This is a genomic window from Metaclostridioides mangenotii (genome assembly GCF_018917235.1).
In the GTDB taxonomy this organism is placed as follows: Bacteria; Bacillota; Clostridia; order Peptostreptococcales; family Peptostreptococcaceae; genus Metaclostridioides.
On sequence record NZ_JAHLOF010000010.1, the window covers coordinates 15,883 to 42,699 of the forward strand.

The 26,817-nt window shown below is 32.2% G+C and carries 31 protein-coding genes; all 31 read left to right on the forward strand.

What is annotated here, in order from left to right:
- Window positions 1–200: 200 nt before the first annotated feature.
- The 31 genes from pepF (at window position 201) to KQI18_RS12485 (ending at window position 26,602) form a co-directional block, all read left to right on the forward strand.
- Complete coding sequence (pepF, locus tag KQI18_RS12335; RefSeq protein WP_216468255.1) at window positions 201–2,114, forward strand: oligoendopeptidase F; 1,914 nt, start codon at window positions 201–203, stop codon at window positions 2,112–2,114.
- Window positions 2,115–2,275: 161 nt separating this feature from the next.
- On the forward strand, window positions 2,276–3,190 hold the full coding sequence (gene galU, locus KQI18_RS12340) for a UTP--glucose-1-phosphate uridylyltransferase GalU (RefSeq protein WP_216468256.1): 915 nt from the start codon (window positions 2,276–2,278) through the stop codon (window positions 3,188–3,190).
- A gap of 379 nt (window positions 3,191–3,569) precedes the next feature.
- On the forward strand, window positions 3,570–5,222 hold the full coding sequence (rho, locus tag KQI18_RS12345; RefSeq protein WP_236887765.1) for a transcription termination factor Rho: 1,653 nt from the start codon (window positions 3,570–3,572) through the stop codon (window positions 5,220–5,222).
- 242 nt (window positions 5,223–5,464) lie between these two features.
- Entirely contained in the window at window positions 5,465–5,665 is a 201-nt protein-coding gene (gene rpmE / locus KQI18_RS12350; protein ID WP_216468258.1) for a 50S ribosomal protein L31, read from the forward strand.
- Between the two features lie 116 nt (window positions 5,666–5,781).
- Window positions 5,782–6,702: a DUF1385 domain-containing protein gene (locus KQI18_RS12355; RefSeq protein WP_216468259.1), complete on the forward strand. Its 921-nt coding sequence runs from the start codon at window positions 5,782–5,784 to the stop codon at window positions 6,700–6,702.
- Window positions 6,699–7,574: a peptide chain release factor N(5)-glutamine methyltransferase gene (prmC, locus tag KQI18_RS12360; protein ID WP_216468260.1), complete on the forward strand. Its 876-nt coding sequence runs from the start codon at window positions 6,699–6,701 to the stop codon at window positions 7,572–7,574. Before KQI18_RS12355 ends, prmC begins: the two co-directional genes overlap by 4 nt.
- A gap of 42 nt (window positions 7,575–7,616) precedes the next feature.
- Window positions 7,617–8,681 carry a peptide chain release factor 1 gene (prfA, locus tag KQI18_RS12365; RefSeq protein ID WP_216468261.1) on the forward strand — a complete coding sequence of 355 codons (1,065 nt, stop codon included), beginning with the start codon at window positions 7,617–7,619 and terminating at the stop codon, window positions 8,679–8,681.
- Window positions 8,682–8,806: 125 nt separating this feature from the next.
- Window positions 8,807–9,487, forward strand: a complete 681-nt coding sequence (locus tag KQI18_RS12370; RefSeq protein WP_216468262.1) for a ZIP family metal transporter — start codon at window positions 8,807–8,809, stop codon at window positions 9,485–9,487.
- A 30-nt stretch (window positions 9,488–9,517) separates the two neighbouring features.
- The gene (locus KQI18_RS12375; protein WP_216468263.1) at window positions 9,518–10,567 is read left to right on the forward strand and encodes an L-threonylcarbamoyladenylate synthase; all 1,050 of its coding nucleotides are present in this window, start codon (window positions 9,518–9,520) and stop codon (window positions 10,565–10,567) included.
- A 5-nt stretch (window positions 10,568–10,572) separates the two neighbouring features.
- Window positions 10,573–11,031: a low molecular weight protein arginine phosphatase gene (locus KQI18_RS12380; protein ID WP_257430863.1), complete on the forward strand. Its 459-nt coding sequence runs from the start codon at window positions 10,573–10,575 to the stop codon at window positions 11,029–11,031.
- 18 nt (window positions 11,032–11,049) lie between these two features.
- Window positions 11,050–11,502: a ribose 5-phosphate isomerase B gene (gene rpiB, locus KQI18_RS12385; RefSeq protein WP_216468265.1), complete on the forward strand. Its 453-nt coding sequence runs from the start codon at window positions 11,050–11,052 to the stop codon at window positions 11,500–11,502.
- 15 nt (window positions 11,503–11,517) lie between these two features.
- Entirely contained in the window at window positions 11,518–12,147 is a 630-nt protein-coding gene (gene upp / locus KQI18_RS12390; RefSeq protein WP_216468266.1) for a uracil phosphoribosyltransferase, read from the forward strand.
- A gap of 550 nt (window positions 12,148–12,697) precedes the next feature.
- Window positions 12,698–13,516, forward strand: coding sequence for a selenium-dependent molybdenum cofactor biosynthesis protein YqeB (yqeB, locus tag KQI18_RS12395; protein WP_216468267.1), 819 nt, complete (start codon window positions 12,698–12,700; stop codon window positions 13,514–13,516).
- A 211-nt stretch (window positions 13,517–13,727) separates the two neighbouring features.
- Window positions 13,728–14,168 carry a deoxycytidylate deaminase gene (locus KQI18_RS12400; RefSeq protein ID WP_216468268.1) on the forward strand — a complete coding sequence of 147 codons (441 nt, stop codon included), beginning with the start codon at window positions 13,728–13,730 and terminating at the stop codon, window positions 14,166–14,168.
- A gap of 180 nt (window positions 14,169–14,348) precedes the next feature.
- The gene (locus tag KQI18_RS12405; protein WP_216468269.1) at window positions 14,349–14,573 is read left to right on the forward strand and encodes an AtpZ/AtpI family protein; all 225 of its coding nucleotides are present in this window, start codon (window positions 14,349–14,351) and stop codon (window positions 14,571–14,573) included.
- A 4-nt stretch (window positions 14,574–14,577) separates the two neighbouring features.
- Complete coding sequence (locus KQI18_RS12410; RefSeq protein ID WP_216468270.1) at window positions 14,578–14,982, forward strand: ATP synthase subunit I; 405 nt, start codon at window positions 14,578–14,580, stop codon at window positions 14,980–14,982.
- The gene (gene atpB / locus KQI18_RS12415) at window positions 14,979–15,689 is read left to right on the forward strand and encodes a F0F1 ATP synthase subunit A (RefSeq protein WP_216468271.1); all 711 of its coding nucleotides are present in this window, start codon (window positions 14,979–14,981) and stop codon (window positions 15,687–15,689) included. The genes KQI18_RS12410 and atpB overlap by 4 nt, the downstream gene beginning before the upstream one ends.
- 58 nt (window positions 15,690–15,747) lie before the next feature.
- Window positions 15,748–15,993: an ATP synthase F0 subunit C gene (atpE, locus tag KQI18_RS12420; protein WP_216468313.1), complete on the forward strand. Its 246-nt coding sequence runs from the start codon at window positions 15,748–15,750 to the stop codon at window positions 15,991–15,993.
- A 101-nt stretch (window positions 15,994–16,094) separates the two neighbouring features.
- Window positions 16,095–16,595, forward strand: coding sequence for a F0F1 ATP synthase subunit B (gene atpF, locus KQI18_RS12425; RefSeq protein WP_216468272.1), 501 nt, complete (start codon window positions 16,095–16,097; stop codon window positions 16,593–16,595).
- Window positions 16,592–17,134 (forward strand): F0F1 ATP synthase subunit delta, encoded by a 543-nt coding sequence (locus KQI18_RS12430; RefSeq protein WP_216468273.1) that lies wholly within the window; start codon window positions 16,592–16,594, stop codon window positions 17,132–17,134. The genes atpF and KQI18_RS12430 overlap by 4 nt, the downstream gene beginning before the upstream one ends.
- A gap of 16 nt (window positions 17,135–17,150) precedes the next feature.
- Window positions 17,151–18,653 carry a F0F1 ATP synthase subunit alpha gene (gene atpA / locus KQI18_RS12435; RefSeq protein ID WP_216468274.1) on the forward strand — a complete coding sequence of 501 codons (1,503 nt, stop codon included), beginning with the start codon at window positions 17,151–17,153 and terminating at the stop codon, window positions 18,651–18,653.
- Window positions 18,654–18,680: 27 nt separating this feature from the next.
- Complete coding sequence (atpG, locus tag KQI18_RS12440) at window positions 18,681–19,547, forward strand: ATP synthase F1 subunit gamma (RefSeq protein WP_216468275.1); 867 nt, start codon at window positions 18,681–18,683, stop codon at window positions 19,545–19,547.
- Between the two features lie 12 nt (window positions 19,548–19,559).
- Window positions 19,560–20,957 carry a F0F1 ATP synthase subunit beta gene (gene atpD, locus KQI18_RS12445; RefSeq protein ID WP_216468276.1) on the forward strand — a complete coding sequence of 466 codons (1,398 nt, stop codon included), beginning with the start codon at window positions 19,560–19,562 and terminating at the stop codon, window positions 20,955–20,957.
- Between the two features lie 2 nt (window positions 20,958–20,959).
- A complete protein-coding gene (locus KQI18_RS12450) occupies window positions 20,960–21,220 on the forward strand; it encodes a F0F1 ATP synthase subunit epsilon (protein WP_216468277.1) in 261 nt (86 codons plus the stop codon).
- A 327-nt stretch (window positions 21,221–21,547) separates the two neighbouring features.
- On the forward strand, window positions 21,548–22,960 hold the full coding sequence (locus tag KQI18_RS12455; protein WP_216468278.1) for a peptide MFS transporter: 1,413 nt from the start codon (window positions 21,548–21,550) through the stop codon (window positions 22,958–22,960).
- Between the two features lie 335 nt (window positions 22,961–23,295).
- Window positions 23,296–23,676, forward strand: a complete 381-nt coding sequence (gene acpS / locus KQI18_RS12460; protein WP_216468279.1) for a holo-ACP synthase — start codon at window positions 23,296–23,298, stop codon at window positions 23,674–23,676.
- A 12-nt stretch (window positions 23,677–23,688) separates the two neighbouring features.
- Entirely contained in the window at window positions 23,689–24,147 is a 459-nt protein-coding gene (locus KQI18_RS12465) for a CBS domain-containing protein (protein ID WP_216468280.1), read from the forward strand.
- 20 nt (window positions 24,148–24,167) lie between these two features.
- Complete coding sequence (gene gerS, locus KQI18_RS12470) at window positions 24,168–24,755, forward strand: germination lipoprotein GerS (RefSeq protein ID WP_216468281.1); 588 nt, start codon at window positions 24,168–24,170, stop codon at window positions 24,753–24,755.
- A gap of 16 nt (window positions 24,756–24,771) precedes the next feature.
- Window positions 24,772–25,929 (forward strand): alanine racemase, encoded by a 1,158-nt coding sequence (alr, locus tag KQI18_RS12475; RefSeq protein WP_216468282.1) that lies wholly within the window; start codon window positions 24,772–24,774, stop codon window positions 25,927–25,929.
- A gap of 30 nt (window positions 25,930–25,959) precedes the next feature.
- A complete protein-coding gene (locus KQI18_RS12480) occupies window positions 25,960–26,247 on the forward strand; it encodes an antitoxin (RefSeq protein WP_216468283.1) in 288 nt (95 codons plus the stop codon).
- Window positions 26,216–26,602: a type II toxin-antitoxin system PemK/MazF family toxin gene (locus KQI18_RS12485; RefSeq protein WP_216468284.1), complete on the forward strand. Its 387-nt coding sequence runs from the start codon at window positions 26,216–26,218 to the stop codon at window positions 26,600–26,602. The genes KQI18_RS12480 and KQI18_RS12485 overlap by 32 nt, the downstream gene beginning before the upstream one ends.
- Window positions 26,603–26,817: the final 215 nt, after the last annotated feature.

Here is a 26,817-nt window from a genome sequence, read left to right on the forward strand (position 1 = left end):
ATTAGCAAAAACAATATTGAAAAAAACGTATTCTTAATTGTTGATAATAAATAATGCCTGTGGATAAATATAAATAGTAACAAAAAATATATAGATTATTATACAAATAATGTATGTTCATATACTTACAAAGATTGAATAATTTATCAAAAAAAAGCCATCCTAAGTATTAACTAGACAGATTGAAAGGATGGCTTATTATGAGTAAAAGTTTGTTTAAAAAAATGTTGCCTTTGGTTGTATGCGTTTTTTGTATGGCATTATTTAGTATTGAAAATAATTTTAAACAAAACCAAACGCCTGAGAATAGAGTAGAAACTATGAATAATAATAATGATGAATCCAAAACTGACAAAAAAGATGCTACTAATAAAGTAGAAGATAATACTAATAGTATGAGAGTCAGTTGGAATTTAAATTCATTATTTAAGAGCGATGACCATTGGAAAAAAGAAGTAAATAGTTTTAAAAAAGATACTAAGGAGCTTAAAAATTACATAGGTAAAGCTGCTAAGTCTCAAACGCATTTATCGTTTGCTTTGGAAATAAAAGAAAAGCTGGATATGAGATTTGATAAGCTCTGTGCGTACCCAAAACTAAAAAAAGATATAAATAAAAATGACTATAAATACATCGATATGAACGAAGAATTAAATAAAGTAGCAAGTGAATACTCTGCTATTTGTTCGAAATTAGAGCTTGAAATATTAAAAATACCAAATAATAAATACAAAAAAATAATATCAAACAAAAAAATAAATAAAAAATACGGTAATTATTTGAGGGAGGTAAGAAGGAATAAGTTTTATTATTTGGATGATAAATCAGAAAGTGTATTAAATAAAGCGTCATATATTACAGGTCTTCCGGGTAAAGTTTACGAACTTTTCAATAATATGGATAAGAACACTGATATGACTCCAGCTGAATACGCTACCCAAATGGAGTCAAATGATAGAGAAGTCAGAAAGACTGCCTACCAAAAAGAGTTTAATGCATATAATGGAAACATAAATACTCTTTCTGGGCTTCTGTCGGGTCAAGTTAAGAAAAATATTTTTTATTCTGATGCGAGAGGATATGATTCATCTCTTGAGATGTACCTAAAATCAGATAATATAGATGAAAAGGTGTACAATAACCTAATAACAGTGGTAAATAATAATATGAACGGTCTTCATAAATACACGTCACTTAGAAAAAAAGCTTTAAAAGTGGATAAAGTATATACCTACGATATGAATGTTCCAATTGTCAAACCTTTACAGGAAAATATAGGTTACGATAAAGCTCAAGGCATAGTTTACTCCACTTTAGCTCCTCTAGGTAAAGAGTACAGTGATGTTTTATACAAGGCCTTCAATGAAAGTTGGATAGATGTATATTCTGGAAAAAATAAAGTTAGTGGTGGATATTGTCTGTCAGTATACGGAAACCACCCTTATATACTATTAAATTATAATAATTCTATTAACGCTGTTTCCACGTTAACACACGAATTGGGACATGCAGTATACGAATATATGTCATCGCAAAACCAAAATTACTACAATTCTAGTCCGTCTATCTTTACTCATGAAGTAGCATCTACAACTAATGAAGCTTTACTATATGAGAAGTATATAAGAAATGCAAAAAGCAATGAAGAAAAGGCATACTATATTACTCAATACTTAGACCTAATCAAGAGTACTTTGTTTACTCAGACGATGTATGCAGAGTTTGAAAAAGAAATTCATGAGATGTCGGAAAAAGGAAAAAGTGTTAATGCTGCAGTTCTAAACGATTTATGGGGAAGTTTACTTCAGAAATACTACGGCAAAGATTATGAATTAGATCAACTGTCAAAAGTTGGTTGGTCTAGAATACCTCATTTTTATAATAGTTTCTATGTATACAAATATGCAACTGGATGTAGCGCAGGAGTCACATTTGCTCAAGATATACTTAAAAATGGTCCTGAAAATTACGTTAACTTCTTAAAAGAGGGAGGATCAGATTATCCTATTAATTTATTAAAAAAACATGGAGTTAACTTATCAAATACCAAACCTATAGAGAACACTATAAATAAATTCAATAGCTTGGTTGATGAACTGGAAAAAATAATTTAATATTAAATAGAAAATAGAACAAATTAATGTTACAATATATTAAAAGTGCAATCGAGATTAACGGCAGTTTAGCAAATCTATTGCACTTTTAATATTTTAATTCCAGAGTATTAATCATAGTTTAAATTAAATTAACCTAAAATAGGAGAGGGACTGATTTTATGCAAATGAAAGTTAAAAAGGCAGTAATTCCTGCAGCTGGTTTAGGGACAAGATTTTTACCCGCCACAAAAGCACAACCAAAAGAGATGTTACCCATAGTTGATAAACCAACTTTACAATATATAATAGAAGAAGCTGTAGCATCAGGTATAGAAGAAATACTTATAATAACAGGTAGAAATAAAAAGTCAATAGAAGACCATTTTGATAAATCTGTAGAGCTAGAGCTAGAATTGGAGCAAAAAGGCAAGAAAGAATTATTAGAAATAGTCCAAAACATATCAAACATGATAGATATACACTACATAAGACAAAAAGAACCAAATGGTCTAGGAGATGCAATCTACTGTGCTAGACACTTTATTGGTGATGAGCCGTTCGCAGTTATGCTTGGTGACGATATAGTAGATAATGATGTTCCATGTCTAAAACAACTTATGAATGCATATGAAGAATACAGAACAACAGTATTGGGAGTACAAAAAGTTAAGCATGAAGATACTAACAAATACGGTATAATCTCTGCAAAACATATTGAAGATAAAGTTTACAAAGTTAAAGATTTAGTTGAAAAACCAAGTCCGGATAAAGCTCCATCAGACATAGCTATTCTTGGTAGATATATAATTACACCAGAGATATTTGGAATATTAAAAGATTTGCCACCTGGTAAAGGTGGAGAAGTTCAACTTACTGATGCTTTAAATATATTATCTCAAAAGGAAGCTATGTATGCTTACAACTTTGAGGGTAGAAGATACGATGTTGGAGATAAATTAGGTTTTTTACAAGCTACAGTGGATTTTGCACTAAAGAAAGAAGACCTGAAAGATAACTTCCTAGACTATCTAAAAGCAGTTTGCAAAAGAAATGAACAAAATGAAAAAATAGATAATGTTAAAAGTGGAAAATAATTTAACATAATTTTAGCAAAATTGAGGGTGAGTAAATTTGACTACAAAAAAACAAAAAAAGGCGAACAAGATTATAGCTCTTGGAATTGTAGGCGTATTAGTACTTTCTAGTATAACGGCTGTGTTGAGTATGATAGCTGGTGTATTGTAAAATATGAAAATAAGTTTATTAAATAGATAAATTCAAAAATTGTATTTATCTATTTTTTTTATCTATATTTCCATAAATTAGTATTAAATCTTACTTATTGACCATAATATATAAATAGTGATATTATAAGAGTTAATCATCTAAACACAACTTTTCTTTTTCATGCCTTATATTTCTAATAAAAATTTCAAACATAAAGTTTATAATTTAAAAATAGGGAGGATTATTTTGAGTATAGATATTGAGACGCAACCTAAGTTAGATACTAAAACGTTGACTGAACTTAGATTGGTTGCAAAAGAATTGAATATAAAATCTATTAGCAAATACAAAAAGGGAGAGCTAATTGATCTTATAAAGAAAGCTATGGAAGAAAAAGAGGAAACAAATAAAAAAACAGAGGCAAGTGAAAATGCTTCAGGGGAAAAAATAAAAATAGAACAGAAGGAAGTTAGAGAAACTAAATATACAGCAAGAGATACAAAAATTAATAAATCTGTTTCCGGTGAAAGAAACAATCAAAATATCAATGAAAGCAAAACTCGAAATGAAGTAAGTAGCAAAGATTTTGTTAATAGAGATATGGTTAATAAAGAAATGAATAGCAAAAGCGAAAATAATAATAGAAACGATTTTAATAACAAATGTGATTCAAGTAATAGAGTTGATAAAGCTACATATAAAGTTAATAGGTCAAATTACAACAATGGAAAGGTAAATTACATGCCTAAACAAGTTGAAGAATCAAAAATTGTTGATGAGTTTAATACATCTAAAGAAGATGAAGTAGTTGGGGTATTAGAAATACTTCAAGATGGATTCGGATTTTTAAGGGGCTCAAATTATTTATCTACAGAAGAGGATGTTTACGTATCACCTTCTCAAATTAGAAGATTTAATATGAAAACTGGTGATAAAGTAAAGGGTATAACAAGACATCCTAAGAGTGGAGAAAAGTTTAGAGCGTTATTGTACGTACAAAAAATTAATGATGAAAATCCTGATACTGCAATAAATAGAGTGAACTTTGAACTTTTGACTCCGATATATCCAGAGGAAAGATTGAATTTAGAAAAGAGCCAAAGTGAAATTGCTACAAGGTTGATAGATCTAATATCTCCGATAGGAAAAGGGCAGAGAGGTCTTATTGTAGCACCTCCAAAAGCTGGTAAAACAGTATTGCTAAAGAGTGTCGCAAACAGCATATCTAGAAACTATCCTGATGTAGATTTAATTGTATTATTGATAGACGAAAGACCAGAAGAAGTTACAGATATGAAGGAGTCAATAGATGGAGAAGTTATATACTCTACTTTTGATCAGGCGTCAAGTCACCATGTCAAAGTAGCTGAGATGGTATTAAATAGAGCACAAAGATTGGTTGAGCATGGTAAGGATGTAGTTATTCTTTTAGATAGTATAACTAGACTCGCAAGAGCTTACAATTTAACTATATCTCCAACTGGTAGAACTTTATCCGGAGGTTTGGATCCAGGAGCGCTTTATGGACCCAAGAAATTTTTTGGAGCGGCTAGAAATATCAGGCAAGGTGGGTCTTTGACTATTTTGGGAACTGCCTTAGTAGAGACAGGTTCTAGAATGGACGACCTAATATTTGAGGAATTTAAGGGTACAGGTAATATGGAACTACACTTAGATAGAAAGTTAGCTGAAAAGAGAATATTCCCTGCTGTAGATGTATACAAGTCAGGAACAAGAAGAGAAGACTTACTGCTTTCAGAAGCAGAAAAGTCTGTTTTATGGAAGCTAAGAAGAGAAATGAGCAACAACTCTATTCTCGAAATTACAGATAAAATGATAGAATTATTAAAAAAGACAAAAAATAATGATGAGTTTATTAAATCGAGTAAATCTATATAAATAATGTTTAAATAGCAAATTTACAACAAATAGTAATACATGATAATTGAGATATATATAAATTAATTCTAACAATAAAAAATTTTGTATAAAATATAATAAAAAACAAACATAAGTTGGAATTATAGGAACAAAATGTTCTTGAATGCCATAATAACTTGTGCTATAATGGTGTAGTTGTTAATGTAGAAAATAACTTAAAAGTTAAAGTTAATGTTTAAATAAAGAGAGAGGTGATTCTAGTGCAAAAAGAAATACAACCAAAATACAATCCAGTTGAAGTACACTGTGCTTGTGGAAACACTTTTATTGCTGGTTCAACTAAGGACGAAATAAAAGTTGAAATTTGTTCAGAGTGCCATCCATTCTACACAGGTAAACAAAAGAATGTGGAAAAAGGTGGAAGAATCGACAAGTTCAAAAAGAGATTCAATATGGACTAAATGTTATAAAAGTGGAGTTGGAGCGTACCAACTCCTATTTTATTACCCAAATTCGGTTAAATATGTTAAAATTCTTATAAGTTATTTATATTAAGATATATTTAAAGGAGTGGACTATGAAAAAACAATCAGTTGGTGGTCAAGCGGTTATCGAAGGCGTGATGATGCAATCGAAAGACCATAGGTCAATTGCAGTTAGAATGACAAATGGAGAGATCACCGTTAAAAAAGAGGCAATAAAAAGTTGGGTAAGAGATAAAAAATTAGACAAAGTACCTTTTATAAGAGGTGGTTTGATTATGATAGAGACTATGATAGAAGGAGTAAAAAGTTTAAACTATTCTTCTGAGGTTTTTTTGGAAGAAGATGATGAAGAAGAAGATAAGTTCGATATTTTTATTAAAAAGATATTTAAAGATAAAGCAAATGATGTGATAATATTTTTATCAATGGCACTTGCTATGGTATTATCAGTTGGATTATTTGTACTGATACCTACACTTGTAGGTGGCCTTTTCGCTAGTTTTATAAAAAATGATATTATATTAAATCTTATTGAGGGGATGATAAGAATATGTATTTTATTTACATATATAGTATTAGTATCAAAAAGTAAAGACATTGAGAGAGTATTTCAGTATCACGGAGCTGAGCACAAGTCAATTCACTGCTATGAAAACGATGAGGAGTTGACAGTAGAAAATGCTAGAAAATTTAAAAGACTTCATCCTAGATGTGGAACTAATTTTTTGTTTATAGTTATGGCTACATCTATAATATTATTCTCATTTTTTGGTTGGCCAAATCCTATTGTAAGGATTGCTGTTAGGATTATATGCATACCAGTCGTTTCAGGAATTGCCTATGAGATTATAAGATTGCTTGGAAAATACGACAATAAGTTAACCAGAGTTATAGCTTACCCAGGTATGATGCTACAGTACTTTACTACAAAAGATCCTGATGATGATCAACTAGAGGTAGCTTTAGAGTCTTTAAAAACCGTATTGAATGGAGAAAAAAGGGAGATATTATGATTATCAGAGACTTAATAAAAATATACTCAGATAAATTATTAGACATAAGCGATACAGCTAGATTAGATATAGAAATGTTACTTTGTAGAGCATTGGGTGATGTCGATAGAATTTATATACACATGAATATAGATGCAGAATTAGAAAAAGAAATAGAACTAGAATTCATGAGAATGTTTGAAGATAGGTTATCAGGAAGACCTATTGCTTATATATTAAATAACAGAGAATTTATGGGTCTTGATTATTATGTAGCAGAAGGTGTATTAATACCAAGACCAGATACAGAGATATTAGTTGAAGAGATTATAGAAATATACAAAGATAAAAATAACAACTCAAAAAAACCTAAAGATCAAATAAAAATAGTAGAAATAGGAACTGGATCAGGAGCTATAGCTGTTAGTTTAGCTAAGTACTTAGAAGACAGTGAAGTGATTTCGCTAGATATATCAGACAAAGCACTGCAAATAGGAGAAAGAAATGCTATTGATAATGATGTAATTGATAGGGTGACTTTTAAAAAATCAAATTTATTCTCCGCTATTGAAAGTGAGAATTTAAAGTTTGATGTTGTGGTCTCGAATCCGCCGTATATTAGAAGATCTGATATGAATGAACTTCAAACACAGGTTAAGGATTTTGAGCCCACACTAGCTCTAGATGGAGGAGTAGATGGTCTAGATTTTTATAGGAACATAACTAGAGAAGCTAAAAAATATCTAGTGCATGGTGGAATGTTAGCTTATGAAGTTGGACATGACCAGGCAGAAGACGTAACAAATATACTTAAAGAAGAGGGATTTAAAAAAATATACACAAAGAAAGACCTACAATCAATTGATAGAGTTGTTATAGGGATTAATTTATGATAAAATATAAGACTGAGAAGTTACGATGAAGAGGTGAGGGTTATGCTAAAAAAATTAGAAGTATTAGAAGATACATATAAAAATTTGAGCGAAAAAATCGGAGATCCTGAAATAATAAACGATCAAAAAACTTGGCAAAAATATGTTAAAGAGCACTCGGATTTAGAGCCGATAATAATGAAATATAGAGAGTACAAAGAAGTTTTAAATAATATAAATGAGTCAAAAGAAATCTTACAAGAAGAATCGGATGAAGATCTAAGAGAACTTGCAAAAATGGAACTTTCAGAGAACGAAGAAAAAGTAGAACCAATTGAGAGCGAAATAAAAATATTACTACTTCCAAAAGATCCTAATGATGACAAAAGTGTTATCGTAGAGGTTAGAGGTGGAGCAGGTGGAGATGAAGCCGCACTATTTGCAGGAAATCTTTTCAGAATGTATACTAGATACGCTGAGAGAAGAGGCTGGAAGATGGAGCTTCTTAGTTCTAATGAGACTGGAGTTGGCGGTTATAAAGAGGTTTCATTTATGATAAAAGGAAAGGGAGCTTACTCAAGACTTAAATATGAATCAGGAGTACACAGAGTTCAAAGAATACCTACTACAGAATCAGGTGGTAGAATCCATACTTCAACTGCAACAGTGGCAGTTTTACCAGAAGTTGAGGATGTAGAAGTAGATATAAATCCAAATGATATTAGAGTAGACGTTTTCCGTTCTTCTGGAAATGGTGGACAGAGTGTAAATACAACGGATTCAGCTGTTAGGGTAACTCATATACCAACAGGTGAAGTTGTCTCATGTCAAGATGGAAAATCACAGTTAAAGAATAAAGAGCAAGCATTAAAGATACTAAAAGCTAGACTTTACGATAAAGCTTTAGCAGAGCAGAACAAAGATATAGCAGCGGAGAGAAAGAGTCAAGTAGGTACTGGAGATAGATCTGAGAGAATCAGAACTTATAACTTCCCACAAGGAAGAATAAGTGATCACAGAATAAACTTAACTTTATACAAGCTGGATTCATTTTTAGATGGTGATATAGACGAAATGATAGATGCTTTAATTACTGTTGATCAAACAGAAAAAATGACGGCAATATAATAGAAATTAAAGGGTTGTCTCAATCTAAGAATTACTTCAGATTTTGAGACAACTTTTTTTGTATGTATATGTAGTCATGTTATACCATCTCGAAGTATATACTTTTTATATACAGGGGGGATAATATGATACTAAAGGTGACAATGATTGGATTAATAGCCGGTGTCGTAGGAACAGGAATGGGTGGATTAATCTCTGCTTTATTTAGGAAAAAAGTAGACAAATATATAAATTTTTTTATGGGCCTATCTGGTGGAATAATGTTGGCAGTAGTAGTTTTCGATTTAATGAGAGAATCAATGAATGCAATGGGGATATTGGGTGCTGTATTATTCACATTTTTAGGTGCTGTATTGACAATGTACATAAAAACAAAACTTCACTTTTCTGGAGATGCCAGATCGGGATACTTAATTTTTATAAGTATACTTATGCATAATCTTCCAGAGGGACTAGCAATAGGTTCTTCATTTATGTCGACAGAAAAGTTAGGTATAACACTTGCCATAGTAATTGGTCTTCATAATATTCCAGAGGGGTTAGCAATGGCTCTTGGTCTTATTGGAAGCAAGATGAAGTTAGGTAAGGTTATACTATTAACACTAATTGCAGGCATACCGATGGGAATAGGAAGTTTTCTAGGAGTATACTTTGCGGGAATATTCAGTTCTCTTATAGGTGTTTTTTTAGCTATGGCTGCTGGAACAATGATATACGTTGTATTAGAGGAAATATTTCCAAAATCGCGAAGTATGTACTGTGTTTTGGGTTTTTTAATTGGAACACTGATAGTGGGTTATATCTAAATCATAATTGAGAAGGTGGGGATACGTAAGATGAAGACAGCTATATATGAGATAAATGTAGATAATATAGATGAGCAAGATAAACAAAAGATTAAGGAGTTTGCCGGGCTTCTAAGAAAAGGTGAGACAGTTATATTTCCAACAGAAACTGTATACGGTCTAGGAGCTAACGCGTTAGATGAAAATGCTGTGGCAAAAATATATGAAGCAAAGGGAAGACCAAGTGACAACCCTCTAATTGTTCATATATATGATAAAAAGGAAATATATGATTTAGCATCAGAGGTTAATGAAAATGCCAAAATAATAATGGATAAATTTTGGCCAGGGCCAATTACAATTATACTCAAAAAGAAAGATATAGTTCCAAATAGAACTAGTGGTGGTCTTGATACTGTGGCTATAAGGATGCCATCTCATAAAATTGCTAGGCAGGTGATTAAAGAGGCTGGAGTGCCTATAGCGGCTCCTTCTGCTAATATTTCGGGGAGACCTTCACCAACGAAAGCTAAACATGTAATAGATGAGATGACAGGGCGTGTATCAGGGATACTTGCTGGTGATGATTGTAACTTTGGACTAGAATCAACTGTTGTAGACTTAACATCTAATATTCCGATGATACTAAGACCTGGTAGTATTACTAAAGAAGATCTAGAGAAAGCGCTTGGACAAGTTGAAGTTGATCCATCATTAAATAAAAAATCGGATAATATTAAAGCCAAAGCTCCAGGCATGAAGTACACACATTATTCTCCAAATGCGGAAGTTTTTATTGTAGCTGGTGACAAAAAAGATGTGGTTAACAAGATTAATAATATGGTAAAATTGGATAAGGAAGAGGGCATGACTTCAGGTGTAATGTGCATTAATGACAGAAAAAAAGACTATGATGGAATAGTAATAGGACTTGGAGATACTTTAGAGGAAGTTGCAAGTCATTTATTTGATACTTTAATAGAGATGGACAAGCTCAAAGTTGACAAAATATATTCAGAGAATTTTCCGATAGATGGGGTTGGAAGAGCCATAATGAATAGACTTCTAAAATCTGCGGGATATAAAATAATTAAAGCTTAAAAGGAGTGGTATATTTGAATATATTAGTAGTATGTACAGGAAATACATGTAGAAGCCCTATGGCTGAGAGATTGTTAAAGGAAGCAATTGAAAATTCGGGTAAAAATATAAAAGATTACAATGTATATTCTGCAGGATTATCTACTGCAAATGGAATGAGGGCATCTGAAAATTCAATAAAAATATTGAGAGATAGAAATATTGATTTATCTAACCATAAAAGTACTGAATTAACAGAAGATCTTTTAAATAAATCTGATCTAATTTTAACTATGACTAAAACTCATAAAAAATTTTTAGTACAAGCTGTTCCTAAATGTATAAATAAAGTGTATACTTTTAGAGAGTTTGCTGATCTTGGGGAAAGTGATATTTCAGATCCGTATGGCGGAGATTTAGAAACTTACAAAATTACTTACAATGAGATTAAAGAATCAGTAGATAAAATAATTGAAAAAATATAATTTCTGGAGGTCAATAAAGTGAAAATTGGACTTGGAAGCGATCATGGAGGCTATAATTTAAAAAAAGAAATAATAGCACACTTAGAGAAAAAAGGAATCGAATGTGTAGATTTTGGAACAAAAAATAATATTGATTCAGTAGATTACCCTATTTATGGAGAAAAAGTTGCTGAAGCGGTAGTTTCAAAAGACGTAGATTATGGTATACTATGCTGTGGTACTGGTATAGGTATATCCCTTGCTGCAAATAAAATTCCTGGTATTAGATGTGTAGTTGTATCTGACACATTTTCAGCAAAGATGTCAAAGGCTCATAATGACGCTAATATGTTGTCATTAGGTGAGAGGGTACTCGGCAAAGGACTAGCTCTTGAGATAGTAGACGCATGGATAGAAACAGAATTCGAAGGCGGTAGACACGAAAAGAGGGTCAATATAATTAAATCAATAGAAGAAAAATATAACAAATAATAGGAGGAATAAAAAATGGGAAAAGTAACAGAAACAAATCATCCACTAATTCAACACAAATTAACTTTTATGAGAGACATAAATACGGGATCAAAAGATTTCAGAGAGCTATTAACAGAAATAACAATGTTAATGGGATATGAGATAACAAAGGACATGCAGTTAAGTGATGTTGAAATTGAGACTCCTATGGGACTAACAAAATCAAAAGTAATATCAGGAAAAAAATTAGCTATAATACCAATACTTAGAGCTGGTTTAGGAATGGTAGACGGGTTAGTAAATTTAATACCAGCAGCTAAAGTAGGCCATGTAGGTCTTTACAGAGACCCAGAAACACTAAAGCCACATGAGTACTACTGTAAACTTCCAGAAGATATAGGATCAAGAGAATTACTTGTAGTAGATCCTATGTTAGCAACAGGTGGTTCGGCAGTTGCTGCGATAGATGTTCTTAAAGGTTATGGAGCTAAGTGTATAAAATTAGTTAACTTAGTTGCAGCTCCAGAAGGTATTGAAGAAGTTCATAAGTATCATCCTGATGTTGATATTTATGTTGCTGCGATAGATGAGAAATTAAACGATCATGGATATATAGTTCCTGGTTTAGGCGATGCTGGGGATAGATTATTCGGTACTAAGTAGATATCGTAAAGTTTAAAATGGTAAACCTGTATTGAATTGAGATTAGACAATTTGATACAGGTTTTTATTTTATAAATATTGGTTATTTATTTTATGTAATTTAATTTATCAAGACCATATTGCTAACTATAATCCTATAAGCAATTATGTTAGAGTAGAAAGCAACTCCTTTACCACTCTCTGTCTTAAAAAAAGTAGAATCATGTTGAAAAATAAGTTCTAGAAAAAATTAATGTATCTTTAACATAAATTTAGTTGATTTATGTAAGAACAAAGAATATAATATTTGAGATAAATGCATATAATATGTAAATATTTCTCAAAATAAATTTATCAAATCGATAAAATTCTTGATATGAGAAATGTATATAGATTAAATTTAACCAAATATTAATGAAAGCAAGTATTTTGCAAGTTTTTGTAGATTTATCAAATAATTAAAGTTGGCATATAATTTGCTAGTATATTAAGTGGATAAATAATATATTAACAAAAAAATATAAACTTTAAGTTTTGAAATTTGATGAATGAACTAATAGAGGTGAAAAAATTGAGCCGTATAGTAGTAGTAAGAGGTGCAGGGGATTTATCAACTGCAGTTATTCATAAGTTGCACAAAAGTGGCTATAAGGTAATAGCATTGGAAATTGAAAAACCACAGGCGATACGTCGACAAGTTTCTTTTTGTGAAGCTGTGTACGAAGGTGAAGTAGAGGTCGAAGGTGTAAGATGTAAGTTGTGTGATGATTTAGATGAGATAAAAAGTGTTTTAGATGATGAGAAAGTTCCATTAATAATTGACCCACAATGTCAAACGTTGTCAAAAATTCAACCAGATGTACTTGTAGATGCTATTATTGCGAAGTATAATGTTGGTACCAATATGTCTATGGCGCAGACTACAATAGCTCTAGGACCGGGATTTTGCGCTGGAAAAGATGTCGATATGGTTATAGAGACTATGAGAGGACATAACCTTGGAAGGATAATAACGAATGGGTATGCAATGGCAAATACAGGCGAACCAGGAGCAATAGGAGGGTTTACAAAAGAAAGAGTTATGTACGCAAGTTGCGAAGGTATTATTGAAAACGTTTCCAAAGTTGGAGATGTTGTAGAAAAAGACCAACTACTTGCATATATAAGAAACGATGAGACTGGTGAAAAACACGAAATTAGAGCAACAATTGATGGTGTATTAAGAGGACTATTAAAAGATGGGTTATATGTAAAAAATAAACTGAAAATTTCGGATATAGACCCGAGAGCAAACGAAGTAAAAAATTCGTTTACTATTTCTGATAAAGGAAGATGTATAGCTGGAGGAGTATTAGAAGCTATTCTTAGAAGAAAAATTTTGCCATATTAAAGTGAATTATGTAGATAAATATGTCGAAAAATGCAAGTTTATGGTTTTCCTATGCAAATTGTATCAAAATATTAATTATTACGTATAAAAAGTATACTCAAATTTTTTTAAGGTGTTATAATATTTATTATTAGCTTTTTAATTCAATATGAATAATTAAAATTTATTTTAATATTCATACATAATACACCAATAGAGGAGTTGATTATACGTGAGGCCATCATGGGATGAATATTTTATGGAGATAGCAGAGGTAGTAAAGACTAGATCAACTTGCATAAGAAGGCAGGTAGGGGCTGTAATAGTTAAAGAAAAGCAAATACTTACTACAGGATATAATGGAGCTCCAAAGGGAATCGGACATTGTGATACAAGAGGTTGTCCAAAAGCACAAATGAATATACCGTCTGGACAAGGGCACGAATTATGTATAGCGCTCCACGCAGAGCAAAATGCTATAGTACAAGCTGCATACCATGGAATTAGTATTAAAGATTCTGTAATGTATGTAACTACTAAGCCATGCATTTTATGCGCAAAAATGTGTATAAATGCAGGAATCAGAAAAATAATATACAAAGGTGATTACCCAGATGATTTATCCACGGAATTATTAGAAGAAGCAGGTGTAGAACTTATACAGTTTAAATAATAAAATAGTATTTAAAATTACATAATTAATTTACATGTTTTAGTTAAACTGGTTAAAATAAATTAATTAATATTAATTAAAAAACTTGAAAAAAACTATATTGTGTTCTATAATAAAATAATTTATTCGGGTATTAAATTATTTTAAAAAACTCTCTCTAGTGGAAAGGTAGCATTACTTATGGATGGAAAGAAGCGAAGAGAAATCTTGAGGGCACTGTCTTTAATAACACAACTGGGGTTGACTATCGCAGTGTGTATAGTAGGATGTACTTTAGTAGGAAGATTCTTAGATGCTAAGTTTGATACTAGCCCCATACTTACAATAATATTTTTAATATTAGGTGTTGGAGGAGCATTTAGTAGTTCATATAAAACTTTGATAGTATTCACAAAAAGGAAGTGATAATTTGGATGCAAAATTAGCTGCTCAAGTGAAATGGGTTACAAAGGGAATAGTAGTATTTGATATTATTATTATTGCAATTTTAGTTATAACAGGTAATTTTAGTGGACCAATGGTAACTAGTATTATATTTGGAAGTCTAATTGCCATGTTAAACTTCAGACTACTCGCTATAAACATCGAACGATCTTTATCGCCTGAGGTTGCCTCTAAATTTAAATCCCAACTTAAAAGTTCATTTGGGTATGTTACTAGGATGGCGATAAGTATAGCAGTCTTATTTGTTTCAGTTAAGGCTCCTCATTTAAATGTTTTTGGATCAGCATTGGGACTAGTAAGTCCACAATTTGTTATATTTATTAAGAAATTATTAATAGATAAATTTACAGAAAGGAGGAGTAGAGCATGAATTATCAAGCAAAATATATACTTAGAATTGGTGATTTTTGGCTAAGTGAGACTGTAATAGTCAGTTGGATTATCATAGCTTTTCTGGCTATTGCATCTTATCTTTTAACTAGAAATCTTAAAAAAGATCCTACAAGCAAAGTTCAGGTTTTTTTAGAATTTGCAATAACATCACTTAATAAGCTGGTCAAAGAAACAATGGGAGAAAGAGCAATAAAAACACTGCCATTTATAATTCCTTATATATGTAGTTTGTTCTTATTCTTTTTATTCTCGAACATCATAGGGCTTGTGGGTCTTAGATCGCCTACAGTAGATTTAGATACTACACTTGCGTGGGCAACAATAACAGTTGTTATGATTTATTACACAGCTCTAAAAAACAAAGGTATGGGATTTTTCAAAGGATTTATAGATCCAGTGCCGATATTCTTACCTATCAATATAGTTGGTGAGATAGCAAGACCAATATCATTGAGTTTCCGTCCCTTTGGTAATATAATGGGAGGAACTATAATAATGAGTTTAGTGTATCAATTCTTAGGCTATCTGTCTACGTTGATACCTAATGTAACTATCCCATTTGGTCAATTAGTAATTCCGGTTCCACTACATTTATACTTTGATATCTTTGCGGGATGTCTACAGGCATTTATATTTATAATGCTTACAATGGTATTTGTGGGATCTGAAGCAGAAGTAGAGTAATTTTCAATAATATAAAAAATAAAACTTATGTAAATTTAAGGAGGAAGTTATTATGGATATGGCAACAGCAATTGCAGTAGCAGGATCAGCAATAGGAGCAGGTCTAGCAGTTATGACAGGTATAGGTGCAGGTATAGGTCAAGGTTATGCAGCAGGTAAAGCATCAGAGGCAGTTGGTAACCAACCAGAAGCTAAAGGAGACATAATGTCTACACTATTACTGGGAGACGCGATAGCAGAGTCTTCAGCAATATATGGTCTAGTTATAGCTATAATCCTTGTATTTGCTAACCCATGGTTATAAGAATAAGCAATTATTTAAGGGTTAGGTCGTAGCTTATTATCAATTATACTTTCAATTGGTAAATCAAATCACAAGCTATATTTCAAGGAAGGAGGCTTATAATGGAGCTTAAGCCATTGGTAACTTTATCAGCAGAATACTTTTTTCAGATTTTCAATACATTCTTAGTATTCTTCATTATAAATAAGCTTTTATACAAGCCAGTTATGAAAATAATTGAAGCTAGAGAAAAAGATGTACAAGCTAATATAACTGAAGGTGAAAAGAATAGAGCTGAAGGTATATCGCTTAAAAAGGAATACGAAGAAAAAGTTGGGCTTGCTAAGAGAGAAGGTCAAGAGATCATCAAACAAGCTACTCTTAGAGCAGAAAGCAAGTCTGAGGAATTAGTTAACGAAGCTAAACAAGAAGCAGCACATATTAAAGAAAAGGCTAGCGAAGAAATAGCAAAAGAAAGACAAAAAGCTATGAATGATATTAAAGCAAGTGTATCTGATATAGCGTTACTTGCGGCGGCTAAAGTTATCGAAAAAGATATAGATAAGGCAAAACATGAAGAGCTTATTAACAACTTTATTAATGAGGTAGGGGAAGCTAAATGATAAATGTGGTAGCAAGTAGATATGCTGAAGCCCTATTTCAAATAGGTGAAGAAGAAAACTCATCAAATGTATTGTACAAAGAACTCAATGAAGTTCTAGATTCAATTAAATCTAGCAATGAGTTAACTAAAGCTTTAAAATCGCCTTTAGTAGCCAAACAAGAAAAAAAGAATCTGTTAAATATAGTTTTTTCAGATCAGATAAGTAACAATGTAAAAAACTTTTTAAAAATTTTAGTAGACAAAGATAGAATAGTCTGTCTTGAGGACATTAGAGATTCTTATAAAGAGTTGATAAATGAAAAAAATAATATACTTGAAGGTAAAGCTATAAGCGCTATCGCAATGAGTGAAACTGAATTGAATGAACTTCAAACTAAACTTTCAAGTAAATACAATAAAAATGTTATATTAGAGAATATAGTTGATGAGACTATACTAGGAGGAGTTCTAGTTAGACTTGGAAATGAAGAGATAGATGGAACTATAAAAACTCGCTTGAGTAATTTAAGAGAACAACTATCTCAAGTTATATCTTAAGAATGGCGGTGAACCCATGAACTTAAAACCTGAAGAGATAAGTTCTATAATAAAGCAACAGATAAAGGACTATGAAAATAAAATTGAATTGACAGACACTGGGAGTGTTCTAACAGTTGGTGACGGTATTGCTAGTGTTTATGGATTAGAGAAAGCAATGTCTGGAGAACTATTAGAATTCCCAGGAGAAGTATATGGTATGGCACTAAACCTTGAAGAAGAAGTTGTAGGTGCCGTTATACTTGGCGATGATGATGGAATCAAAGAGGGTGACATTGTCAAAAGAACAGGTAAAGTAGTTGAGGTTCCTGTTGGTAACGGATTAATAGGTAGAGTTGTAAATTCACTTGGCCAACCTATAGATGGTAAAGGACATATTGAATACGAAAAAACTAGACCAGTAGAATCTGAAGCACCAGGTATAATAGATAGAAAATCAGTATTTGAGCCACTACAAACAGGTATCAAATCTATAGACTCTATGATTCCTATAGGAAAGGGACAAAGAGAGCTTATAATTGGGGATAGACAAACAGGTAAATCTTCAATAGTCATAGATACGATACTTAATCAAAAGAACAAAGATGTTATTTGTATATATGTAGCAATTGGACAAAAACGTTCAACAGTTGCGCAATTAGTTAACACTTTAGAAAAAGGTGGGGCTATGGATTACACGATAGTTGTATCAGCTACAGCTTCTGAATCTGCACCACTACAATATATAGCACCTTATGCTGGAGCAGCTATGGGTGAAGAATTTATGTACAATGGTAAACATGTACTTATAGTATATGATGACTTAAGTAAGCAAGCAGTTGCATACAGAGAGATGTCTCTATTACTTAGAAGACCACCAGGTCGTGAAGCTTATCCAGGAGACGTATTCTACTTACACTCTAGACTACTAGAGAGAGCAGCTAAATTATCTGATGAATTAGGTGGGGGGTCAATGACTGCCATACCTGTCATAGAAACTCAAGCTGGTGATGTTTCTGCTTATATACCTACTAATGTTATATCTATAACAGATGGTCAAATATATTTACAGCCAGAATTATTCTACTCTGGAGTTAGACCAGCGGTTGACCCTGGTATATCTGTATCAAGGGTTGGAGGTTCTGCGCAAATAAAAGCAATGAAGAAAGTTGCAGGTACATTAAAACTTGCATATTCACAATATAGAGAGCTAGCAGCATTCTCTCAATTCGGATCTGACTTAGATGAAGATACGAAGAAGAGACTTGCTCAAGGGGAAAGAATTGTTGAGATCTTAAAACAAGATGAGCATAAACCTATCAGTGTTGAGAATCAAGTTATGATAATCTATGCTGTAATCAACAACTTCCTAGAAGATATAGAAATAAAAGATATACCTAGATTTGAGTCTGAATTATATAGATTCGTAAACGACAATTATCCAGAGATATCAGCACAAATATTAGCAGGAGAAGACTTCGCTTCTAAATTAACAGATGCAATAAAAGATTTCAAAGGAAAATTTGTTGTTGAAGCGTAATCCTTTTTAAAAAAGGAGGTAAAGTAATTGGCAGGAGCAGGAATTAAAGCAATTAAGACTCGTATGGTCAGTGTTGAAAGTACTAAGCAGATCACAAAAGCTATGGAACTGGTTTCTTCTTCTAAGCTTAGAAAAGCAAAAGAAAAAGCAGAGAGCACAGAACCATATTTTGCGACTTTATATGATACTGTTAAAGATATCGCTGGCTCAACTAAAGTCAATAATGTTTTTATGAAACAAAGAGAAGTTAAGAATAGATGCTATGTAGTTGTTGCTGGGGATAGAGGTCTTGCTGGAGGGTATAACTCTAATGTCCTAAAGGAAGCTGCTAACCATATGGATGGCAAAAAAGAAACAGTAATAACTATAGGTAAAAAGTCTTATGAATATTTCTCGAAAAGAGATTATAATGTAGCTGGATCAGTAGAAGCTGTAGAGGGTTGTACTTATGCAGATACATCTGAAATATCACTAAAATTAATGGATTTATATAAGAATGGAGAAGTGGATGAAGTTTATTTTGCGTATACAAAATTCAAGTCACCACTTGTTCAGGAAGTTAAACTTATAAAATTACTTCCGCTAGTATTTGAAGATGAAACTTCAGAAGAAATAAAAGAAGAAAAGAAATCTAGATCAAAGGTGCAATATCTGCCATCGCCAGGAAGTGTATTGAACTATATAATTCCTAATTACGTAACAGGCGTAATCTATGGAGGAATTATAGAATCTTTCGCATCAGAGCAAGGTGCAAGAAGAACTGCGATGGAATCTGCGACAGACAACGCAAATGAAATGCTATCAGATCTTGAATTGAGTTACAATAGAGCTAGACAAACAGCCGTAACTCAAGAGATAACGGAGATAGTTGGCGGAGTTAACGCTCTAAAATAGGGAGGTTAGGAAATGGCGGCAAATGTAGGTAAAATAGTACAGATAGTCGGAGCCGTACTAGATGTTAAATTTGAAGATGAGAAAAGCCTACCTAACTTATTAAATGCATTAGTAATTAAGTTAGGAGACAAAGAAATAGTTGCCGAAGTTGCACAACATATAGGTGACGATACAGTTAGATGTATTGCAATGAGTGCTACAGACGGAGTTGTAAGAGGTATGGAGGCAGAAGATACAGGTGGACCAATAAGCGTTCCTGTTGGGAATGATACATTAGGTAGAATATTTAACCTTCTTGGTGAACCAATAGATGGGAAACCTGCACCAGAGTCCGCTCCAAAATTACCTATACATAGGCCAGCACCGGAATATGATGAACTTGAGACAACAGCTGAAATACTTGAAACAGGTATTAAAGTAGTTGATTTACTTGCACCATACTTAAAAGGTGGAAAAATAGGTCTATTTGGTGGGGCTGGAGTTGGTAAAACAGTTCTTATACAAGAGTTAATAAATAATATAGCCAAACAACACGGTGGTATATCAGTTTTCGCAGGAGTTGGAGAGAGAACTAGAGAAGGTAACGACCTTTATGGTGAGATGACTGAGTCAGGAGTTATAAATAAGACTGCTCTTGTATTTGGTCAGATGAACGAGCCACCTGGTGCCAGAATGAGGGTTGCTTTAACTGGACTGACAATGGCGGAAAACTTTAGAGATGAACAAGGACAAGATGTTCTTCTTTTTGTTGATAACATATTCCGTTTCACACAAGCCGGTTCTGAGGTTTCGGCTCTTCTAGGACGTATGCCGTCAGCTGTTGGATACCAACCAACACTAGCAACAGAGATGGGTACTCTACAAGAGAGAATTACATCTACTAAAAAAGGATCAATAACATCTGTTCAAGCGGTTTACGTACCAGCGGATGACTTAACTGACCCTGCGCCAGCGACTACATTCTCGCATCTAGACGCAAAGACAGTTTTATCGAGACAAATATCATCACTTGGTATATACCCAGCTGTTGATCCACTTGAATCGACGTCAAGAGTTCTTGATCCATCTATAGTTGGTAAAGAGCATTACGAAGTTGCCAGAGGGGTACAATCGATACTTCAAAGATATAAAGAACTACAAGATATCATAGCGATACTTGGTATGGATGAGCTATCTGACGAAGATAAGATTATAGTTGCTCGTGCTAGAAAAATACAAAGATTTTTATCTCAACCATTTACAGTTGGAGAACAATTTACTGGCTTACCTGGAAAATATGTTCCAGTTAAAGAGACTGTGAGAGGATTTAAAGAGATACTTGAAGGAAAGCACGATGATTTACCTGAGTCATCATTCTTATTTGCAGGAGCTATAGAAGAAGTTAGAGAAAAAGCTAAGGGGCGTGCATAGGTATGGCTAGTAAATTTTCGCTAGAAGTAGTTACTCCTGATGAAGTTTTTTACAAGGATGACGTGGAAATGGTTATATTTAGAACTACTGAAGGCGATAGAGCTGTTCTTAAAAATCATATTCCTTTCGTTGCCGGGCTAAAAAAAGGGGATCTACGTATAAAGATAGATGGAAATTTTAAAGACGCAAGTATCCTAGAGGGATTTGTCAATGTTCAAAAAGAGAAAACAGTAATATTGACACAATCGGCAAATTGGAAATAATAATTTATAAATATAAAATAAAATCATCTTCTTTAAAGATAAGCTAAGGAAGATGGTTTTATTTTTTAAAATAAGGTTAAAATTATAACTATATTTATTATGTATTTGGAATAATGTCCTTTTAAATTTTATACTATATTTTATTTAGAAATATGTATATAAATATCGTATTATCATAAAAATGTTGAAAAATACGGATTTATGTGGTGAAATGACAAACGAAAATCTCTTTTATTTATTGAAATTAAATTATTTGAGTGCTACGATTAAATAGGAAGTGCGCAATAATAACTGATAAAACTATAACAATAAAAAGGGGGTTTTTTAATGAGTACAAATGCAAGTGTATCAAATAAACATCCGAAGGGGTTGTATATTTGCAGTTTAGCATTTACATTTGAGAGATTTGCTTATTATGGATGTAAGACGCTATTATTACTATTTTTAGCAGAGACAGTTGCAAAAGGTGGGCTAGGGCTAGACAATGCTGATGCAGCTGTTATCGCAGCAAATTTAATATCTTTTACGTATCTAGCACCAATATTTGGTGGTATGATTTGCGACAGATGGATAGGTGCTAGATACTGCGTAATGATTGGTTCTCTAATTATGGGAATAGGATATATAGTTGGGTATTTTGCAACTAGTGTTATGTGGGTTCATGCAATGATTATTTTAATATCTATTGGTACCGGATTTTTTAAAGGAAACCTTAGTGCACTTATCGGTGAGTTATACGATGATCCGAAAAGAAAAGACTCAGCTTTTTCAATATCTTATACTTTTGTAAATATTGGAGCTTTAGCTGGTTCTATGAGTATAGGTATTCTATACACGTCCGTATTTGCAACTGTTGTAGGTGGAGTAACTGTATTAGGATTTAGACAATGTTTCTTGCTTGCAGGTATTGTAACTTTACTAGGTGGGGCTATATTTACACTATTATCTCGTTATCTAGGTGATGCAGGTAAATATCCTCAAAAAGTTCTTGATAAATCAGGAAATGCAGACATATCTAAAAATAAATCAAGTAAGCCACTAACTAAAAAAGAAAGAAACAGAGTTATAGGTATATTCTTGTTATCATTCTTCTCAATACTCTTCTGGGTATTTTACAATCAAGCAGGATCCTCTCTTGCACTATATATGAAGGACTATGTAAATATGAAAGTTGGGAGTTTTGAAATACCTATAATGTGGGTTGAGACTACATTTAATAGTGTTATGTGTATAGCTCTAGGCCCTATTATGGCTCTAATTTGGACTAAACTATCAATGAGGGAAAAAGGTGACCTAACTATGGCTCAAAAAATGGCTCTGAGTTTTTTCTTCTTGGCAATAGGCTTTGTATTCGTGATATTAGCTGAAGTAACTAGAGGTGTAGGAGCGCCGGCAACTGTTAAAACAAGTGTAATTTGGCTGATACTATTTATAATCTTCCAGTCAACAGGAGAGATGTGTTTTTCACCTTTAGGTAACTCTCTAGTAAGTAAATTTGCACCATCTAAATATCTTTCTCTATTAATGGGTGTATGGACAGCAGCTACTTTTGTTGCTAATAAAGCATCTGGTTATGTTCAAGGAATTATTGAAAAGATGGGTCTAATGCAAGTTTTTATTGCTATACCTATTATGCTTGTAATTGGTGTAGTAGTGATTCTTATGTTTAATAAAAAAATTACAGGCCTTCTTACTGGTGAAGATTCAGATACTGAATCTGAGAATCTTAGCGTTAATTAATTTTTAATAAAAAATTATAATGATTAAAGCAAGAAATTCTAAATAGAATCAAATACAAATTAAGTTCAAACTAGAGAAATTTTTTAGTTATAAAAAGTATAAGATCATATAAAGATAAGGATGTCATACGGTAATTTAAACTACTTATGGCATCCTTTGTATTTTTAAAGTCCACTATATAGAAAATTATTGGCAGTATAAGGTATAATTTAAATGTGGAGTAACATAAAAATTGCAAAATGGCAAAGAATATAAATATTTAAAATGTTTAGATAAATTATATTATTTTGTAGTATAATGTTATAAAGCAAATAAAACATATGGAGTAGTAACAGATGAATATACTTGATATAGGAACAGATATTGTTGAAATTGGTAGATTAGCCAAAGCAATTGAAAAAAATGAGAGGTTCTTAAAGAGAATATTTACTAAAAAAGAAATAGAACTTTTTAAGTCAAATGGATATAAACCTCATAGTATAGCAGGTAATTTTGCTGCAAAAGAGGCTATTAGCAAGGCTCTTGGGACTGGAATTAGAGGATTTAACTTCAAAGATATAGAAGTACTTAGAAATGAAGATGGAAAGCCGATGGTTAAAACGTATAATAATCTAGATAAAATTTGCATAGATTATAATGTTTTAGAAATTAAAGTTTCGATTTCCCACTGTAAAGAATACGCTGTAGCCAATGCAATTGTAATTTTAAAGAACTAGGGGTGATTTCATATGAATAAAACAGCAAAAGAAGTGATGACTACTGACGTTATAGTAGCAAAAGAAGAAGATAGTATTGCAGATGTTGCAAAGCTTCTTATTGAGGAAAGAATTGGTGGACTTCCAGTAATAAACTCTGAAAATAAGGTAGTAGGTATAATTTCTGAAACAGATATTATTAAAAAGGAAAAGTACATTGAACCTCCGATGTTTGTTAATCTGCTTGAAGGAATAATTTTTTTAGATGATATAAGAAAGATGGAAAATGACATAAAAAAAGTAGCAGCTTATAAGGTAGAAGATTTAATGTCAAAAGATATTATAATGGTCAACGAAAATGATTCTTTTGATTATGTGGCAAATATCATGATTAAAAAATCTATAAACCGAGTACCCGTGGTAGATAACGACAGTAAACTAAAAGGCATAATTTGTAGATACGATATAATAAAGGCATTATATAATGAATAAACTTTATTAGGGGGAATTATGTGAAAAAGAAGTGGACTATTTTAGGTATTATGTTTTTGGCGATGGTTATAATCATTATAGGTTGCCAAAAGAGAGCGTCCACAAAAGAAGAAGTGTATAAAGATTTTCAAAATAAAATTTATACAATGAATGAGTACACATGTAAAGCAAAGGTAAAGGTGGTAGGAAATAAAAGTCCTCATGAGTATGAATATATTCACTCATACAAAAAGACGGACAATTATAGACTAGAAGTTATCTCACCAGAACATGTTAAAGGTAAAACCATCGAGTACAAGGGCGATAAAATCTTAGTAAAGAACCCAGAGATCGACGACTTGGTAGAACTTCCTAATGCTGGTAAAAACAATCAGTATCTTTTTATAGGTGATTTTATAAAAAATTACCTTAAAAATGAGGAAGTAAATATGAAGTTAAAGAATGGTGATTTAGTGCTAGAGACAAATATACCAGGTGATATGAAGTATTTTAATAAACAACTCCTGTATATAAATTCAGAAACTAAATTTCCAGAAAAAATGGAGATCTTAGACATTGAAGGGACTCCTAGGTTTATAGTTGACTATAAAGAATTTAAATTCAAATGATGATGGGGGTTTGATTATGAAAAAAACAGTAGCACCTACTTGGGTGGAAGTAAACCTAGACAACTTGAGATATAACTTAGCGGGAATTAAAAAACTTATCAAAAAAGATGTTAAAATATGCTGTATATTAAAAGCTGACTCATATTCGTGTGGATCAGTAGAGATAGCAGAAGCACTTGAAAAAGAAAATGTAGATTACTTTGCTGTTGCTAGACCTGAAGAGGGAGTAGAGTTGAGACAAAATGGTGTGACAACACCAATACTTGTGTTGGGGTATACTACTGAAGAAAGTATAAAAGAAGCTGTTTCTGCAAATTTGACATTAACAGTATATAAAAGTGAAATAGCAGAGAAAATAGCCGAAGTTGCCTCTAGTTTAGGTATAAAAGCTAAGATTCATGTAAAGATAGATTCTGGTATGAATAGAATAGGTTTTAAGCCGAATGAACAATCAATTGATGAAATAGCAAAAATAAGTAAATTGGATAATATAGAACTTGAAGGACTGTATACGCACTTTGCGACTGCTGATGAGACTGATAAGACTAAGACAAAAGAGCAACTTAAAAATTACATGTCTGTAGTGGAAGGATTAAAAGCAAAAGGGGTAAGTGCACCTATAGAGCATGTATCAAATAGCGCAGCTACTATTGATTTACCTGAGGCAAATTTCAATATGGTAAGACCGGGAATAATGCTGTACGGCCACTATCCATCAGATGAAGTTTTTAAAGATAGAATAGAGCTTAGACCTGTACTTAAGTTTAAATCTACAATTACGAACATTAAGAGGGTGGAAAAGGGTGACGGTATAAGTTATGGATTTACTTATATAGCTGAAAAACCTGAAACAGTAGCGACTGTTGCAGTTGGCTATGCAGATGGATTTACTAGACTACAAAAAAATGCAAAAGTTTTAATAAAAGATCAAATGTGTGATGTAGTTGGTAGAATTTGTATGGATCAACTTATGGTAAGAATAGACAAAGATTTAGACATAAAAGTTGGCGATGAGGTTATACTATTTGGAGAAGGTGAAGCAACCGCAGAGAGAATAGCTAAAGATTTAGGTACTATAAACTACGAAGTTCTGTGTATGGTATCAAGAAGAGTTGATAGAGTATACATGGAAAATAATAGAATTGCCAAAGTGACTAGTTATTTGTTAAAATAGGTTATAAAGTATATTCTGGGAGGCGATTTTGTGCAAGATAACTATAATGAAAAAATTGAATTTACTCTACCTGATTCTCTTATAACTGAAGTTGATACAATAGTTCAGTTGGAGAATACTAATAGAGAAGATTTTGCAAAAGCAGCTTTTCAGTTCTATATAACTCAGAAAAAAAGGATTTTTTCAAATGAATCGATGAAAGCGGGTTATAAAGAAATGGGTCAAATTAATTTATCTTTAGCAGAACTTGGAATGACAATAGAAGTTTTATCTTCCGACGAAAAAGATGAGGGGGAGATTGCTAAAGGTGAGTACTAATAATAATGATATAAAGCGTGGGGATTTGTACTACGCAGATTTAAGTCCAGTAATTGGATCGGAACAAGGGGGAGTAAGACCCGTTTTAATTGTACAAAATGATGTCGGTAACAAATACAGCCCTACTGTGATAGTATCAGCTATAACTTCGCAGATAAACAAGGCAAAATTACCTACGCATGTTGAAATTAGTTCTAATGAATATGGACTTAATAAGGATTCAGTAATTTTATTGGAGCAGATAAGAACGATAGACAAAAAAAGATTAAGAGAAAAAATTGGTTGCCTTGATGAAGATATGATGATGAAGGTTGAAGCTGGTCTTCAGATAAGTCTAGGGCTATTTGTTCTATAAACTAGAATTTATCGTAGAGTCTTAACAATGTTGAGGCTCTTTTTTAGGTCATTAGTAAATAATTATAAATATGTAAAAGAATCCCTGATAATAATATGTTAATGGAATAAAAAAACGATCTGTTTTAGCTATTACTTGGAATTTGTATTTCAGCATATATTTTGAAAATTTAAGTAAATAATATTATAATGATACTATATGTTACAAATTGAAAA